The following is a 16,335-nucleotide window of genomic DNA, read 5'->3' as shown; positions in this document are numbered from 1 at the left end:
ACGCCCCAGCCAGCCTTGCCGAGCTGAGCACTGCGAGGTGCGCGCCAACATCGGCGTGTTCTTTGACGGCACCGGCAACAACGCCGAGTGGGTTGAGCCACTGACGTCGGGTACCCAGCGCGCACGCAGGAAGGACAGCAATGTTTACCGACTGTTCAACGCCTATCCGCGTAAAGCTGAAGAAGGGAACTATCGGGTCTACATTCCGGGGCTGGGGACCCCGTTCCCCGAGATCGGCGAGACACAACCAGCCGGCAACGGCATGGGCTTCGGCGAGGGCGGTGAGGCCCGCATCCTTTTCGGAATGCTGCAGCTGATGAATGTCATGCATATGGCGGCCGATCATGCCAAGCGCGTGATGTTTCAACCGGGAACCATCAAGTCTCTCTGCAGCCAGCACATGTGGGTGCAAACCCCGCCCAGCACCCGCCTGCGCCATCAGGCCGCGCTCAAGCCGGTCAACTTGGACCATGCGCAAGGGGGAGGGCTGCTTAGCGCCTGGCCCGGCGGTGGGAGCCATCAGACACGGTTCTTCAAAGAGCAGAACGCCAAGCTCTCGCAGAAGATCGCCCAGGCAAGCAAGCCGAAGCTGGTCGAAGTCTTCATCGATGTGTTTGGCTTTTCGCGTGGCGCCGCGGAAGCGCGGGTGTTCTGCAACTGGATCGACAAGCTGTTCCAGGGCGAGAAACTGTTCGGCGTCAAGGCACACATTCGCTTTCTCGGCATCTTCGACACGGTGGCGTCGGTCGGCATGCCGGCATCGGCAACCGGCTTTACCGATGGGCACCTGGATTGGGCCGATGCGCCCAACCTCCGCGTCCCGTCTCGGGTAAAGAACTGCGAGCACTACGTTGCAGCACACGAGAACCGCGGGTCGTTCCCGGTCGAACTGGTCAACAAGCCGGATGGCGCGTTGCCATCGAACTGCAGGCAGTTCATCTATCCGGGCATGCACTCTGATGTCGGGGGAGGCTATACGCCGAGCGAGCAGGGACGTGGGCCGACTGGTCGCAACAGCGAGAAGCTTGCCCAGATTTCGCTCAACGACATGTACGCGGCTGCGCGGGCGGCGAAGGTGCCATTGGACAAGGCGCTGGCAACGGAAGGAGCGTACGACCCGTTCCAGATTGCGCCGGCGTTGCGCACCGCATATGACGGATGGAAAGCGCACAGTGGCGGGGCCAAGCCGCTGCGCGAGTGGCTGTTCCCTTACCTGGCATGGCGCTACCAGGTTCGCAGCACCTATCCCAACTTACCCTCCGTGCGTCGTGCCAGCAGCAAGGACCGCGGTGATCTGGTGGGTGCCAATGCAACGCTAATGGCAGACGTGGAAGCCCTCGCCAATCCCCCGACGACGGCTCAACGAACCAATGACTTGTTGCTTCGGGCGGTCATTCCAGTGGCGGGTTTGTTCGCCAAGCGCAGATTCGAAAAGCTCGCACCGGAGGCCGCCGAGATCTACCGCAGGGCCAAGCGGGCCGCGCCCACGCCTGCTCCGCTGGCGACTGTATTTGCCGACTTCGCTCACGACTCGTTCGCTGGTTTCCGGCCGTTCGACACCAAGATTCTTGGGTTCATCGATCCGCCGGGATCTTGGGAGTCGGAGGGCTATTTCCGTTGGCGCGTGCACTATCGTGGCGATGACACGCGATTGACACAGCGATTCAGCGACGATTCTGGAGACAAGCGCGCATGACATCGACGGTTCACCATGCTTTCCGCCCCACGCTGCTGCTGAACGGGTTCGCCTTGGTATTCGCAGCGATCATCATGCTGTGCGAGCTGGCCTTTGACTGGTTCGGACCAAACGGTTACGGCCCAATGGTGCTAGCTATCTTGGCTTCGGGACTGCCCCTGGTCTCACTAACCATCGCCCCTCGCAACAAGCTTGTGCTTCTCGCATTGCTCGCTACCAGCGTTCTTATGATTCTTGTTGCTGTGCTTCTACTGGTGCGCGTGAGCTACTACCCTAGCTGGGTCGGGTTATCGCTTGTAGCGCTTATAGCTACTACGCCTTTGGTAAACATTCTGAGATGGCGCTCTCGGTGGGCTCGCGGTAGAGAAATCTTCGGGCGCCCTCTAACACTCCATTCAAGCCCAGCCCCTTCGGCGGGTCGGTTTCATTTAGGCGCTATCGCCGATACACCCAGTGCCGCGACAGCAGGAAGCCGAACCCGCCCAGAATTAGCTCCACGCCGGGCTTCGCCAGCCAGGTCCACTTCAAGCCGACCGCGTCGTCGATCGCGCCGATCGCAAAGGTGCTGATCAGGGTCGTCAGCAGCCACATCATCACGAAGCGGACGAACTGGCGGTGGCCGACCTGGGTGTCGTCGCCGGCGAAGGTGATGCGGCCGTTAAGCCAGAAGCCGAGCAAGGCGCCGCTGATGCGGCCGGCGACGTTGGCCGCTTCGACCGGCAGGCCGAGGTGGCTGAGGCCGACCATCACGCCCCAGTCGAGCAGCCATTGCACGATGCCGATCGCGAGGTAGTGGCGACTCTGGCGCTTGAGGCTCACGGCGCGGCCTCGCGCGTGGGGATGCGCCACCACTGCGCTTCATCGACGACGAGGTCGCGGCGGGCGCCGACGCGTTGCAGGCCGGCGCGTTGCGCGGGCGTCAGGCTGGCGGGGCGCACGATGACCTCGGCGATGCGTTCGCGCTGCAGTAACGCGCTCCAGGCCGCGCCGCTGGCGTCGGCGTCGGCCGCGGTGCGCGCGGCTTCGAGCTTGGGGTCGTACCAGGCGGTGCTGCGGCCGCGGCCGGCGAGCTCGGCGTAATACGGCATCGCCGGATCGAGCACCAGCACACGGCCGCTGCCGGGCGCGCGCTCGCGGATCGCGGCGGCGAGCAAGCGTTCGGGAACGTAGCGGGCGAACAACGGCATGTCGCCGCCTAGGGCGGCAACGCTGCGCTTGATGCCGCCGGTATGCAGGAACCATTGCGCGTTCGCCTGGAAGGCCAGGTTCAGCACGCACAGGCCGGCGACCAGCCAGGCTGCGCGGCGCGCGTCGATGCGGCGGTCGATCGCCGCGAGCAGGGCGGGCAGCAGCAGCACCATCCCCGGGTGCAGGTAACGCGCGTACTGCAACGGCAGCAACGCCAGCCCCATCGCCAGGGTCGCGCATACCGCCAGCGCGCGAGTGCGCGCGTCGGCGAACGCGAGCGCCCACGCGCCGCCAAGGGCGACGAGTACGAAACCGATGCCACCGCTCCAGCCCTCGAGATAACGCGCGGTGTCGAAGGTCAGCCGCCATGGCGTGTCGGCGCCCAACCCGGACTGCCAACGGGAATCGTTGAAGTTGGCCGCGGCGAAGTACGGCGACGCGAACACGTCGTTGAGCAGCGGCAGCACCGGGTTGCCGGCGACCAGCCACGCATAGGTGTAGCTCGACGCGGCGACCGCCAGCGCGCCCGCCAGCGCCAGCAGCAATCCGAGGGAGTCGATCCGGCTGCGCCCGCGCCACGCCGCCCAGGCCAGCAGCGGCAAGGCGGTGAGGCCGTGCAGCTGCTTGAGCGCGCACAGCAGGCCGAACAGCAAGGCGGCGGCGATCAGGATGCGGCGCCGGCGCGGGTCATCGTCGAGAACGCGCTTGTCGCCCGCGCGCTCATCGAAAACCAGCGCGGCCAACGCGACGGTGACCGCGGTCGCCGGTGTTTCGGTCTGCATCCCGCCGAGCAGCGCGGCCACCAGCGGCAGGCTGGCGTACACAGCGAGCGTTGCCCAGCGCATCGCAGGCCGCAGGCCCAGCGCCGCAGCGAGCTGCCACAAGCCCGCCGCGGTCGCGACGAACCACAGCGCATTGAACGCGCTGCGGGCCTCAGCGCGCGCCAGCACCTGCGCGATCGCCTGCAGCACGTCGCCGGCCCACGGCGCGAGCGCCCACACCTGGTGGCTCGGGTCGAGCGCATAGCGCCCGTGCAGCAGCAACTGCCAGGGCAGGCCGAGGTGATAGGCGAGGTCGTCGTGCTGCATGGTCGGCAGCCAGGCGCCGGCCGCGGCCAGGCCGAGCAACAGCGTCGTCCACGCCGCCGCCTGCGGGGACGCGTCCACGGCTTGCCGCCACCCGCCAGTCAGGATCGCGGCTTGCGCGCGCAACGCATCACGGCGCGCCACGATTGCCAGTCCCAGCAACGGTGCGTAGACCCACCAGCGATGCACCGGCAGCGGCAAGGTCCAGCCGACCACGGCGGCCAACATTGCCAGCCCGGCGAGCAACGCGAGCAACGGCCGCGTCGCGCCGACCAGCGCGCTGCCCAAGCCCGCCGCGGCGCAGGCGATGGCGATCACGGCCACTGCCGGCACGATTCCGGTCAAGACCAGCAACGCCAGTAACCACACCAGTGCGAGCGCATCGGCCCACGCCCAGCCACGCCAGCGCCGCAGTGGCCACGCGATCAGGCCGGCCAGGCCAGCGAGCAGCAGGCTCTCGCCGAAACGCGCGGCCGGCAGCGATTGCCACAGGCGGTGGGCGAAGAATCCGGCCACGCAGGCGGCCACGCCGGCCCAGACCAGGGCTTCAGGCCAGCGCGCGCGCGGGACGGGGGGTGAAAAGGGGGAGGCCGGCACCGCGGCATCCTAGCAGCGCGTCGCGGATAGAATCAGTCCCGCGCGCGCCTCAACTGCCCACACTCAGGGGTGCGTCATCACCGCCGAAGCGACAGTGCGCGAAGACAATGGCGCCTGCACGCGCGGGAATGGCGCAGGCCGAACGCTTTCCCCGCCGTGTCGTGTTGGCACGTCCGCCCAATAACTGGAGTCCGCATGACCGCACCACTGCACGTCGTCATCCTCGCCGCCGGCGAAGGCAAGCGCATGAAGTCGGCGTTGCCGAAGGTGCTGCAGAAGATCGCCGGGCGACCGATGCTGGCGCATGTGATCGCGACCACGCGCGCGCTGCAGCCGGCCGGCATCCACGTGGTGCACGGCCATGGCGGCGATGCGGTGCTGGCGGCGTTCGCTGAGCAATCCGACCTGCACTGGGCCGAGCAGGCGCAGCGCCTGGGTACCGGCCACGCCTTGCAACATGCGTTGCCTGGCGTGCCGCCCGACGCGCGCGTGCTGGTGCTGTACGGCGACGTGCCGTTGATCGCGGCCGAGACCCTGCAGCGCTTGCTCGACGCGCCCGGCCGGCTCGCGGTGCTGGTCGCCGACCTGGCCGACCCGACCGGTTACGGCCGCATCGTGCGCGACGCGGAAGGCCGCGTCGGCCGCATCGTCGAGCACAAGGACGCCGACGAGGAACAGCGCCAGATCCGCACCGTCAACACCGGCATCCTGGTCGCCGACGGCGAACCGCTGCGGCGCTGGCTGGACTACCTGGACAACGACAACGTGCAGGGCGAGTTCTACCTGACCGACGTGTTCGCGTCGGCCGCGGCCGAGTTCAGCGCCGCCGAAATGGTCCACGTGCACGACCCGGTCGAGGTCGAGGGCGCCAACGACCCGTGGCAGCTGGCGCAGCTGGAGCGCGCGTTCCAGCGCCGCGCCGCGCGCGCGCTGTGCGTGGCCGGCGCGCGCCTGGTCGACCCGGCGCGCTACGACCAGCGCGGCGAGGTCAGCGTGGGCATGGACGTGGAGATCGATGTCGACGTGGTGCTTGAGGGAATCGTCGAACTGGCCGATGGCGTGCGCATCGGCCCGTTCTGCCGGCTCAAGGACGTCAAGCTCGGCCCCGGCACCGAGGTGCGCGCGCACTGCGACCTGGACGGGGTGGTGGTCGAGGGCGCGGCGCTGATCGGGCCGTTCGCGCGGCTGCGCCCGGGCACCGTGCTCGCCGATGGCGTGCATATCGGCAATTTCGTCGAGACCAAGAACGCCAGGCTCGGCGTGACCAGCAAGGCCAACCACCTGAGCTACCTGGGCGATGCGGTGATCGGCAGCGGCGTCAACGTCGGCGCGGGCACCATCACCTGCAACTACGACGGCGCCAACAAGTTCACCACCACGATCGAGGACGGCGCGTTCATCGGCTCCAATGCGTCGCTGGTGGCGCCGGTGACGGTCGGCAAGGACGCGACCATCGCGGCCGGTTCGGTGATCACCAAGGACGCGCCGGCCGGCGAGTTGACCGTGGCGCGCGCGCGGCAGGTCACGCTGGATGGGTGGCAACGACCGGTCAAGAAACCCAAAGCCTAGTAGCGCGGGCGTTGACCATCACGACGCGCGGCGGCGCGGCTATCTCCCAATCGGGTGAGGTTTCGTCTGGCGCGGCAACGACCGGTCAAGAAACCCAAAGCCTAGTGGCGCGGGCGTTGACCATCGCGGCGCGCGGCGGCGCGGTTATCTCCCAATCGGCGTGAGGTTTCATCTGGCGCGGCAACGACCGATCAAGAAACCCAAAGCCTAGTGGCGCGGGTGTTGACCATCGCGGCGCGCGGCGGCGCGGTTAACTCCCAATCGGCGTTAGGTTTCGTCTGGTGCGGCAGCGGCCGCAGAAGAGACCGCGTTGAGGAGGTAGGGCGGGTTTCAACCCGCCATCGCCGGCGTCGTCAGCCGCGAAACCTCGGCGGTCCGAACAACGTAGATCCACGACGGCGGGTTGAAACCCGCCCTACGCGGGCAGCGTCAGGCTCACGCACAGCCCGCCGCCTTCGCGGTTGGCCAGGGCGATGCGGCCGCCGTGCGCTTCGGCGATCTCGCGCACCAAGGCCAGGCCGAGGCCGCTGCCGGTGCGCTTGGTCGAGTAGAACGGCACCAGCGCGTTGGCTAGCACCGCGTCGGACATGCCCGGTCCGCGATCGCTGACGTCGATGCGCAGGTGCCGGCCGAGCGGGTGCACGGCCAGCGTCACCTGTTCCGGTGGCGAGCCGGATTCGTGGGCATTCTTCAGCATGTTGATCAGCGCCTGCTCGATCTGGGCGGGATCGAAATGGGCGAGGGTCGTCGGCGGCGTGGCCTCCTGTGCGAACGGGTAGTGCGCCTTGAGGCTGGCCAGGAACGTGTTCCATTCGACTGCTTCGGGCACGGGCGCCGGCAGTTTGGCCACGCTCGAGTAGGCGCGCAGGAAGCCGTGCAGGTGGCGCGCGCGTTCCTCGATGGTGTCGAAGATGCGCCCGAGCTTGTCGGGTTCGCCGCGGCGCAGCAGCTCCGCGCCCGAATGCGCGAGCGAGGTGATCGGCGCCAGCGAGTTGTTCAACTCGTGGCTGATCACGCGGATAACCTTCTTCCACGTCGCCACTTCTTGGCGGCTGAGCTCGGCCGTCAGGCGCTTGAACAGGTACAGCGCGTGCACGCGGCCGTTGAGGTGGAAGTTGCGGCGCGCGAGGTGGTAGGTCTCCTCCTGGCCGGCGTAGTCGAACGAGAACAGCCGGTCGCGGCCTTCGCCCAGCGCCTGGCGCAGCGGCGCCGGCGCGCGCGCCATCAGCGGCGCGAAATGCAGGCCTTCGACCTTGCGGCCATCGTTGAACAGCTGCCTTGCGGCCAGGTTGCCGTAGACGATCGCGCCGCGCGGCTCGGCCAGCAGCAGCGCGACCGGGGTGTTCTGCACCACGGTGTCGAGCAGCAGCTCGCGCTGAAACAGCGACTGGCGTTCCTCGCGCAGGACGTCGCCCAGTTCGTTGTGGGCGGCGACTAGGTCGTCGAGTTCGTCGTTGGAGCGGCGTGCCAGGCTGAAGCTGAAGTCGCCGTCGCGGAAGCTCGCCACCGACCCCGACAGCGCGCGGAACAGACTCAACTGCGGGGCCAGATACCGATGCGCGGCCCACAGCGCCAGTGGCGCGCACAGCAGCAGGCCGATGCTGGCGCCCAGCGCGAGGTTGTCGAGCAGCCACGCGAACAGCGCCGTCGCGGCGATGCCGGCCAGCGCCACGCAGAACAGCAGCAGCGCGAGCTTGCCGGCCAGCGAGAAGCGGCGTCGCGGCGTGTGCATGGGGTCAGCGCACGATGCCGAGCTTGTCCATGCGCCGGTACAGCGCCTGGCGGCTCAGGCCCAACTCGATCGCGGCTTGGCTGAGCACGCCGCGCGCACGCGCCAGGGCGTTCTCGATGGTCTCGCGATCGGGCTCCTCGTCGCCTGGCGCGCGCGCGGGCGCGGCCCCCGGCAGCCCCAATGCCTCGGGCTCGATGTTCTCGCCACGCCCGAGCAGCATCGCGCGCGCGATCGCGTTCTTGAGTTCGCGCACGTTGCCCGGCCAGCGGTGGCGCAGCAGCGCGGTGCGCGCCGCATCCGACAGCCGGCGTTCGCCCTGCAGGAACTGCTCGGCCAGCGGCAGGATGTCGCCGCGGCGCTCGGCCAGCGGCGGCACGCGTAGTTCAATGACATTGAGCCGGTAGTAGAGGTCCTCGCGGAAGCGGCCATCGCGGATCATCGCCGGCAGGTCGGCGTTGGTCGCGGCGATCACCCGCACCTTCACCTGCCGCTCGCGATTGGAGCCCAGCCGCTGGAAGCGCCCGGTCTCGAGCACCCGCAACAGCTTCATCTGCCCGGCCGGCGGCAGGTTGCCGATCTCGTCGAGCAGCAAGGTGCCGCCGTCGGCCGCCTCGAACTTGCCCTCGCGCGACTTGTTGGCGCCGGTGTAGGCGCCGGCCTCGGCGCCGAACAGCTCGGCCTCGATCAACTCCGATGGCAGCGCGCCGCAGTTGAGGGTCACGTAGGGGCCGTCGCGCACGGCCGAGTTGGCCTGCACGATCTCTGCGATGCGCTCCTTGCCGGCGCCGTTCGGGCCGCTGATCAGCACCGGCACGTCGGCGCGCGCGACCTCGCACGCGAGCGTGACCAGCCGTTCGCTGGCCGGGTCTTCGAACACGATGCCGCGCAGGTCGCATTGGGTTTCCAGTTGCCGGCGGCGACGGCGCTCGCCGGCACGGCGCTCGGCCAGCGCCCGGTTGGCTTCGCCCAGCTCGAGCAGGTTGTTGACCGTCGTCATCAGCTTGCGGTCGTCCCAGGGCTTGCCCAGGTAGTCGGCGGCCCCGGCCTTGACCAGCGCAACCGCGGATTCCAGGTGCGTCCACGCGGTGAGCAGGATGATCGGCAGGTCCGGATGGCGGTCGCGGATCGTGCGGAACAGGGCGATGCCCTCCTCGCCGGAGGTGGTGTCGGCGCTGAAGTTCATGTCCTGGATGACCAGGTCGACGTCGTCCTCTTCCAGCCGGCGCAGGCCCTGCGCCGGCGAGTCCGCGGACAGCAAGCGCAGGTCGGCGAGCGAAAACAGCACGTCCAGCGCGACATGCACCGCGTGGTTGTCGTCGATGACCAGGATCGTGCGCATGGGTTCAGCGTAGCAGCGCCCGGGTCGTCCTGGCCCGGGCGCCGCCACGACGCGTCGTCGTTAGACCGTGCGGGTCGCGACCGCCGGCGACACCCGCGTCGCGCGCGTGGCCGGGCCGAACACCGCCAGCTGCCCGAGCAGCAGCACCACCAGCGCGCCGATCGGTGCGTAGTACCACGACAGGCGCGGCAGCTCGTAGTGCTGCATCAGCCACAGGTTGAAGCCATAGGTGAACACCAGCCCGAGCGCGACGCCGATGCCGATCACGATCAGGTTCTCGATCATGAAGTAGCGACGGATGTCGAACCGACGCGCGCCCAGCGCGCGGCGCGTGCCGATCTGCTTGGTGCGCCGGGTGACCCAGAAGCTGGCCATGCCGACGATGCCCAGCCCGGTCACCGTTAGCAGCGCAACGATCACGGTGCCGAGCACGATCGTCATCGCCCGGTCCTGCCGGTAGCTTTCGCCGCGGATCTCCTCCAGCGTCTTCGGCTCGCGCACGATGCGGCCGCTGTTGATCTCGCCCAGGCGGGCTTCGACTGCCTTGATCAGGGTGTCACGCTGGCCCGGTTCGGTGCGGATCAGGTATCGCGCTTCGGTGTCGTTGAATTCGCCGATCGACACCTGCGGGATCAGCATCGCGTGTTCGACCTTGTCCCAGCCCACCCACGGCGCCTGCAGCCGCTCGACCACGCCGACGATGGTGACTGCACCGTCGTTGCCGGACAGGCTGGTATAGACCTGCTTTCCGACCGCGCCATCGGGAAACAGCGCGTCGGCGAGCGCCTGGGTGACCAGTACCGAGGCGAGCGAGCCCTTGTCCTCCTTGCCGCGCACGCTGACGTCGCTCGCGTTGAGGTCGCGGCCGGCGATGACGCGCACGCCCAGCGCCTGCGTACCGTGCTCGTCGACCATGTAGATCGCGCTGGGCTCGTTGCGACGCTTGTCCTCGGGCACCGAGTCGGCCTGGTCGGAGATGCCCTCGCTCCAGCCACCGTTGGACAGCGGCACGGAGTTGATCGTGGTCGCATCGACCACGCCCGGCAGCGCGCGGATCATCTCGAGGTCCTCGCGGATCGCGCCGGCGAGGTCGTAGCCCGACGCGTAGCCGAGGCTGGCGATGGCGAAGATGTTGGCATCGTCGAGGCCGCTTGGGCGGTTCACCTTCTCGATGCGCTGCAGGATGATGAAGACGCTGTTGCAGACGATCGCGAGGGTGATCGCCACCTGGAACGCGATCAGCAGCAGGCCAGCCTTGTTGCGCATCAGCGCGTTCATTACGGGACGGAATTCCATGGCATGACTCCTGGCGTGCTTACTGCGTCTTGAGCTGGGTGGCGGGCTGCACCTGGCACGCGCGCCAGGTCGGGTACAGACCGGCGAGCAGGCTGGCGGCCAGCGCGATCAGCAGCGACAGGCCGACCATCGTCCAGTCGAGCTGGGCGAGCTTCTCGGTCGCGGTGCCGGTGTAGAGCTTGCGCAAGGCGAGCAGGCCCAGCCCGGTGAGCGCCAGGCCGAACACGCCACCGGCGATACCGATGATGCCGGCCTCTGTCAGGTACTGCGCGAACAACGCCGGCTTGCTGGCGCCGACCGCGCGGCGCAATCCAATTTCCGGGGCCTTGCCCATGAACTTGGCCAGCAGCAGGCCGACCGTGTTGATCAGGCACACCATGAAGAACGCGAACGCCAGCCACACCTGGGTGCGTGCGTCGCGGCTGACCACGCGCTGCGATTCCAGCCACTCCGACACCGAGCGCAGCTTGTTGTTGAGCGGGCGCGGGAACCGGCCGGAGCGCTTCTGGTCTTCGACATAGCCGTCGAGGAAGGCCTTGTAGCGCTGCGCGTCGTCGGCATCCTTGACCTGCACCCACATGTCGAGCCAGATGCACTCGGAATTGAGCCAGTTCTGGTAGCCGCTGCCGCTCTCCTGGTCGCAGCTGTTGTTGGACGAACTCTGCAACTCCTTGCCGATACCGATCTGGAACGGCACGTAGACCTCCTGCGGATCGCCGAAGGCGCCGCCGGAAATATGGTACACGCGGGGCGTGGGCTGCCAGTCGTCGAGCACGCCGACCACGCGGTACTCCTCGCCGTCCATGCGCACGCGCTTGCCGACGCTGTTCTGTCCGCCGAACAACTTGTCGTTGGTCGCCCGGCTGATCACCGCGACGCGGCCGGCGTTGCGGTCCTCGTCGGCGCCCCAGCCACTGCCGTACTGGAACGGCGGCTCGAAGATCGGGAAGAAGCCGGCGGTGGTGAACAGCACCTCGACCATGTACGGCTTGACCTCGCGCTTGTCCGGCTCGATCGACAGGTAGTTGGGGAAGAACGCCGCCTGGTGCTCGGCCTGCTTGGCCGCCATCAGGTTGGTGACGTCGCGGTAGGTCATCAGGGTCGGTGCCTCGGTCGGGTCGTCCTCGTCGAACGGCTCGGTCCAGTTGTCGACCTGCACGCGCCGCACCTGCGTGTCCTTGTGCGCGAGCGGGTTGCCGCTCATCACGTGCAGCACGGTCATCGAGGTCATCGACATGCCGATGCCGAGCGCGATCGCGGCGATCATCAGCGCGGTGAGCATGCGGTTGCGCTTGAGCGATATCAGCGCCAGGCGGAGGTAGTAGCCGAACATGGCGGAATCCTCAGTAGGCGTCGACGGAAGCGGCCATCGGCCGCGGTTCGGACGTGCCGTCGGCGCCGAAACGCGGACCCTCATCGAGGTCGGTCACCTGGCCGTCGATGATGTGCACGTTGCGCTGCGCGCGCGCGGCGAGCTCGGGGTCGTGCGTGACCATGACGATCGTCGAGCCCTGGGCGTGGATCTCCTCGAGCAGCTCCATCACCCCGCGCGCCATCAGCGAGTCGAGGTTGCCGGTGGGTTCGTCGGCAAGCAGCAGCCGCGGCGAGCCAGCCAGCGCGCGCGCGATCGCGACGCGCTGCTGCTGGCCGCCGGAGAGTTCGGACGGGTAGTGCTTCATGCGCGAGGACAGGCCGACACGCTCGAGCGCGCCCTCGATCCGGCGCTTGCGCTCGGCCGCATTGAAGCCGCGGTAGCGCAACGGTACGTCCACGTTGTCGAACAGGTTGAGGTCGGGGATCAGGTTGAAGCCCTGGAAGATGAAGCCGATCTTCTCGTTGCGCAGCTTCGAACGCGCGTTGTCGTCCAGTCCGCGCACCGCGACCCCGTCGAGCAGGTATTCGCCGTCGCTGAAATCCTCCAGCAGACCGGCGATGTTGAGGAAGGTGGTCTTGCCCGAACCCGAAGGCCCGGTCACGGCGACGAACTCGCCTTCGCACACGTGGATGTCGAGCCCGCGCAGTGCGTGCGTCTCGATCATGTGGGTCCGGTAGACCTTGCTGAGCCGGCTCATCTTCAACATCGCGGGTTCTCCTTGCGGCAATTCGGTGGGGCAATGCGGTCGGGCAGTTCGGCCTGGCAATTCGGCCTGGCAATTCGGTCAAATCAGGCAACGCTCGGTCAATCGTTGATCAGGACCTGCTCGGCCCCGTTGAATGAAGCGGTGTCGGAAATCACGATGCGCTCGCCCTCGCGCAGGCCGGACACGATCTCGATCTCCGCCAGGCTGCTGGCGCCGGTCGCGATCGTGCGCTTGCGCGCGGTATCGCCGTCGACCACGTAGGCGTTGCGGCCGCCACCGGCATCCATGAACGGGCCGCGCTGAACCACCAGCACGTTGGGCTTGGCTTCGATCAGCACGCGCGTGCTGACGCGCTGGTTCTGACGCAGGCCTGCCGGCGGTGCACCGTCGAAGCGCACGCGCGCGAGCACCTGGCCGTTGACCACCTCCGGCGACACCGAACGCAACTTGCCCGGATAGGTCTTGCCGCCGTAGCCGATCTCCGCGGCCATGCCCAGCGCCAGGTCGTCGGCGTAGCTCTCCGGCACCGGCAGCTCGACCTCCAGCTCGCGCAGGTCGACCACGGTCAGCAGCGCCTGGCGATCGGGCACCACGGTGCGGTCGGCGATCGCGACGGTGCCGACCATGCCCTCGACTGGCGAACGGATGGTGAGTCCCGCGACTTGGCGCTGCAGCTCGGCCACGATCGAACGCTGGCGCTGCGCCAGCAGGTGCTTGTTGCGGGTGTCGAGGCCGGCGCCCTGGCCCTGCAGGTCGCGATCCTGGCGCGCGTGGGCGACGCCGATCTCGGCCTTCTTCAATGCGTCTTGCGCGCGCGCCACGTCGACCTGCGCCACCGCGCCGCCGTCGAACGCGCGCTGGTTGCGCTCGAGGTCGCGCACGGCCGCCTGCCGCTCGATTTCGGCCTGGTCCAGCAGGCTGCGCGCGGCCGAGCGCACCCGCTGCGCATCCAGTCCGGCGCGGCTGGCTTCGCCCTCGAGAGTGGCCAGCGTGGTCTGCTCCTGGGTCAGGCGGCTGCGCAGCTCCGGGCTGTCGATCTCGGCCAGCACCTGCCCCGGCTTGATGCTGTCGCCGGCCTGCACCTTGAGCGTGACGATGCCGGCCGCCGGCGCGTACAGGGTCGGGCTGACCGCGGCGACCAGCCGGCCTTGCACCGCGACATCGCGCACCAGCGTGCCGCGCGTGACCTGGGCGATGCGCAGGCGCTCGCCGCTGACCGATTGTTGCGCGCCCAGCCAGCGGCCCAATGTGGGAACGGACAGCGCGACCAGCGCCAGCGCGATGGCGCCGCCGATCAGCAGGCGGCGGCGCTGCGAGGGGGCCGCGGATGCGCTGAGGACGCGGTCTTGCCCGGAGGTGTCGCTGATCATGGAAGCCAGTGGTGGGAGGTCTCACCTAGCAAAGCAGGGAACGTGCCAAGCGCAAGGCCATTCCATTCAATGCCTTACGGAAGCGGCAGGCGTCCGGACTGTCCACGCGGACAGGTGCCACTGTCCGCGTGGAGCGCACCCGATCCGGCCCGGTAGACTGCGCACAGTCTCGGCAGGAGTTCGTCCCCCATGTGTGGCATCGTTGGCGCGATCGCGGATCGCGATGTGGTACCCGTTCTGATCGAGGGCCTGAAGCGGCTCGAATACCGCGGTTACGACTCGGCCGGCATCGCCGTGCTCGATGGCGCCGCCGGCAGCAGCGACGTGCGCCGCGTGCGCCGCACCGGGCGCGTCGCCGAGATGGAAGCGGCCGCGCAGGCCGAGGACTTCCACGCGCTGCTCGGCATCGGCCACACCCGCTGGGCCACGCACGGCGGCGTGACCGAAGCCAACGCCCACCCGCACATCAGCCACGGCGTGGCGCTGGTCCACAACGGCATCATCGAGAACCACGAGGAGCAGCGCGAGCGTCTGCGCGCGCTGGGCTACCAGTTCGAGTCGCAGACCGACACCGAGGTCATCGCCCACCTGATCCACCACTACCTGCAGCAGGGCAACGACCTGCTGGGCGCGTTGCAGCACGTGGTCAAGGAACTGACCGGTGCCTACGCGCTGGCCGTGGTCAGCCGCAGCGAGCCCGACCGCCTTGTCGCCGCGCGCATGGGCTGCCCGTTGCTGGTCGGACTGGGCGAAGGCGAGAACTTCATCGCCAGCGACGTCTCGGCGATCCTGCAGGCCACGCGCCGGGTGATCTTCCTCGAGGAAGGCGACACCGCCGAGGTCACCCGCAGCGGTGTGCGCGTGTTCGGCGAGGACAACGTCGAGGTGGCGCGCGAGGTGCACGTGTCCGACGTGTCGCTGGCCTCGCTGGAACTGGGGCCGTACCGCCACTTCATGCAGAAGGAAATCCACGAGCAGCCGCGCGCGATCGCCGACACGATCGAGGCGGTGATGGACAACGGCGCGTTCTCGGCGTCGCTGTTCGGCAAGGATGCGGACACCGTGCTCGCCGACGTCGACGGCGTGCAGATCCTCGCCTGCGGCACCAGCTATTACGCCGGCATGGTCGCGCGTTACTGGATCGAGGCGATCGCCGGGCTGCCGTGTTCGGTCGAGATCGCCAGCGAGTACCGCTACCGCGCCGCAGTCGCCAACCCGCGCCACCTGGTCGTGACCCTGTCGCAGTCGGGCGAGACGCTCGACACGATGGAGGCGCTGAAGTACGCCAAGTCGCTCGGCCACGACAAGACCCTGTCGATCTGCAACGTGCCCGAGAGCGCGATCCCGCGCGCCAGCCGCCTCGTCTACTACACCCGCGCCGGCGCCGAGATCGGCGTGGCCTCGACCAAGGCCTTCACCACCCAACTGGTGGCCTTGTTCACCCTGACCGCGACCCTGGCCAAGCTGCGCGGCAAGCTCAGCGAGCAGCAGGAAGGCGAGTACCTCGACGCGCTGCGCCAGCTGCCCGGCAGCGTGCAGCACGCGCTGAACCTGGAGCCGCAGATCACGCTGTGGTCGGAGCGTTTCACCCCGAAGCAGCACGCGCTGTTCCTCGGCCGCGGCGTGCACTACCCGATCGCGCTGGAAGGGGCGCTCAAGCTCAAGGAAATCACCTACATCCACGCCGAGGCCTACCCGGCCGGCGAGCTCAAGCACGGCCCGCTGGCGCTGGTCGACGAGGCGATGCCGGTGGTGGTGATCGCGCCGAACGACAGCCTGCTGGAGAAGGTCAAGTCGAACATGCAGGAAGTGCGCGCGCGCGGCGGCGAGCTGTTCGTGTTCACCGACGAGGACAGCCAGTTCGGCGAATCCGAAGGCGTGCACGTGATCCGCGCGCCGCGCCACGTCGGCGTGCTGTCGCCGGTGATGCACACCATTCCGGTGCAGCTGCTCGCCTACCACGTCGCGCTGGCGCGCGGCACCGACGTCGACAAGCCGCGCAACCTGGCCAAGTCGGTGACGGTGGAATAGTTTCCAACGGGGGTGTTGTCAGCTACGTCGTGGTAGTGGCGACCCCTCAGCTTTGGCAGCCAAGTCATTCTGAGGCGCACCGCAGACTTGCGGACTTGGTACTGCGGCTGCGCGACCGCTCGGGCTTGGACTTTGCGCGTATCGCGGATGAGCTGAACGCTGCCGGGCTCAGGAGTCCTAGGGGCAAGTTCTTCTACCCGGCGCTGGTGTACTCCATGTACCAAAAGTGGACTAAGCGCCTGCTGAGTGAGCGGAGGGCGGTGGTGACGAACCTCGGAACCGTATCGATCAGGGCTGCGGGAGAGTAGCAATCCATTCCGTCTGCCATTACAACGCAAGGTGTTCAATATT

At 68.2% G+C, this 16,335-nt stretch carries 11 protein-coding genes; 3 read left to right on the top strand and 8 right to left on the bottom strand.

What is annotated here, in order from left to right; genetic code table 11:
• Positions 1-37 precede the first annotated feature (37 nt).
• Complete coding sequence (locus tag ACFQZQ_RS12595) at positions 38-1,696, top strand: T6SS phospholipase effector Tle1-like catalytic domain-containing protein (protein ID WP_386813197.1); 1,659 nt, start codon at positions 38-40, stop codon at positions 1,694-1,696.
• Between the two features lie 435 nt (positions 1,697-2,131).
• Here the strand turns inward: ACFQZQ_RS12595 and ACFQZQ_RS12590 are convergent, their stop codons facing one another.
• Together ACFQZQ_RS12590 and ACFQZQ_RS12585 are read right to left on the bottom strand one after the other, a co-directional pair.
• Positions 2,132-2,515 (bottom strand): GtrA family protein, encoded by a 384-nt coding sequence (locus ACFQZQ_RS12590; protein WP_386813196.1) that lies wholly within the window; start codon positions 2,513-2,515, stop codon positions 2,132-2,134.
• On the bottom strand, positions 2,512-4,566 hold the full coding sequence (locus tag ACFQZQ_RS12585; RefSeq protein WP_386813195.1) for a hypothetical protein: 2,055 nt from the start codon (positions 4,564-4,566) through the stop codon (positions 2,512-2,514). Before ACFQZQ_RS12585 ends, ACFQZQ_RS12590 begins: the two co-directional genes overlap by 4 nt.
• Positions 4,567-4,761: 195 nt before the next feature.
• On the opposite strand from ACFQZQ_RS12585, the gene glmU reads away from it, so the two are divergent.
• A complete protein-coding gene (gene glmU, locus ACFQZQ_RS12580; RefSeq protein WP_386813194.1) occupies positions 4,762-6,135 on the top strand; it encodes a bifunctional UDP-N-acetylglucosamine diphosphorylase/glucosamine-1-phosphate N-acetyltransferase GlmU in 1,374 nt (457 codons plus the stop codon).
• A 415-nt stretch (positions 6,136-6,550) separates the two neighbouring features.
• Here glmU and ACFQZQ_RS12575 read toward each other — a convergent pair whose 3' ends face one another.
• The 6 genes from ACFQZQ_RS12575 to ACFQZQ_RS12550 form a co-directional block, all read right to left on the bottom strand.
• On the bottom strand, positions 6,551-7,867 hold the full coding sequence (locus tag ACFQZQ_RS12575) for a sensor histidine kinase (RefSeq protein ID WP_386813193.1): 1,317 nt from the start codon (positions 7,865-7,867) through the stop codon (positions 6,551-6,553).
• Between the two features lie 4 nt (positions 7,868-7,871).
• Positions 7,872-9,206: a sigma-54-dependent transcriptional regulator gene (locus ACFQZQ_RS12570; protein ID WP_386813191.1), complete on the bottom strand. Its 1,335-nt coding sequence runs from the start codon at positions 9,204-9,206 to the stop codon at positions 7,872-7,874.
• Between the two features lie 60 nt (positions 9,207-9,266).
• The gene (locus tag ACFQZQ_RS12565) at positions 9,267-10,502 is read right to left on the bottom strand and encodes an ABC transporter permease (RefSeq protein WP_386813189.1); all 1,236 of its coding nucleotides are present in this window, start codon (positions 10,500-10,502) and stop codon (positions 9,267-9,269) included.
• A gap of 19 nt (positions 10,503-10,521) precedes the next feature.
• Complete coding sequence (locus ACFQZQ_RS12560; RefSeq protein WP_386813188.1) at positions 10,522-11,835, bottom strand: ABC transporter permease; 1,314 nt, start codon at positions 11,833-11,835, stop codon at positions 10,522-10,524.
• A 10-nt stretch (positions 11,836-11,845) separates the two neighbouring features.
• Positions 11,846-12,583, bottom strand: a complete 738-nt coding sequence (locus tag ACFQZQ_RS12555; RefSeq protein WP_386813186.1) for an ABC transporter ATP-binding protein — start codon at positions 12,581-12,583, stop codon at positions 11,846-11,848.
• Between the two features lie 98 nt (positions 12,584-12,681).
• The gene (locus tag ACFQZQ_RS12550) at positions 12,682-13,953 is read right to left on the bottom strand and encodes an efflux RND transporter periplasmic adaptor subunit (protein ID WP_386813184.1); all 1,272 of its coding nucleotides are present in this window, start codon (positions 13,951-13,953) and stop codon (positions 12,682-12,684) included.
• 189 nt (positions 13,954-14,142) lie between these two features.
• Between ACFQZQ_RS12550 and glmS the strand changes: the two genes are divergently transcribed.
• The gene (glmS, locus tag ACFQZQ_RS12545; protein ID WP_386813183.1) at positions 14,143-15,984 is read left to right on the top strand and encodes a glutamine--fructose-6-phosphate transaminase (isomerizing); all 1,842 of its coding nucleotides are present in this window, start codon (positions 14,143-14,145) and stop codon (positions 15,982-15,984) included.
• The last annotated feature ends 351 nt before the right edge of the window (positions 15,985-16,335 follow it).

Source organism: Lysobacter koreensis (genome assembly GCF_042677045.1).
Classification (GTDB): domain Bacteria; phylum Pseudomonadota; class Gammaproteobacteria; order Xanthomonadales; family Xanthomonadaceae; genus Lysobacter_K; species Lysobacter_K koreensis.
Note: the sequence above shows the minus strand (reverse complement) of the source record. Positions and strands in the feature narration are given on the sequence as shown.

Bases quoted from the DNA above. Each gene is read 5' to 3' on its own strand.
- glmU (WP_386813194.1), top strand. From the start codon at position 4,762: ATGACCGCACCACTGCACGTCGTCATCCTCGCCGCCGGCGAAGGCAAG.
- ACFQZQ_RS12575 (WP_386813193.1), bottom strand. From the start codon at position 7,867: ATGCACACGCCGCGACGCCGCTTCTCGCTGGCCGGCAAGCTCGCGCTG.
- ACFQZQ_RS12570 (WP_386813191.1), bottom strand. From the start codon at position 9,206: ATGCGCACGATCCTGGTCATCGACGACAACCACGCGGTGCATGTCGCG.
- ACFQZQ_RS12565 (WP_386813189.1), bottom strand. From the start codon at position 10,502: ATGGAATTCCGTCCCGTAATGAACGCGCTGATGCGCAACAAGGCTGGC.
- ACFQZQ_RS12560 (WP_386813188.1), bottom strand. From the start codon at position 11,835: ATGTTCGGCTACTACCTCCGCCTGGCGCTGATATCGCTCAAGCGCAAC.
- ACFQZQ_RS12555 (WP_386813186.1), bottom strand. From the start codon at position 12,583: ATGTTGAAGATGAGCCGGCTCAGCAAGGTCTACCGGACCCACATGATC.
- ACFQZQ_RS12550 (WP_386813184.1), bottom strand. From the start codon at position 13,953: ATGATCAGCGACACCTCCGGGCAAGACCGCGTCCTCAGCGCATCCGCG.
- glmS (WP_386813183.1), top strand. From the start codon at position 14,143: ATGTGTGGCATCGTTGGCGCGATCGCGGATCGCGATGTGGTACCCGTT.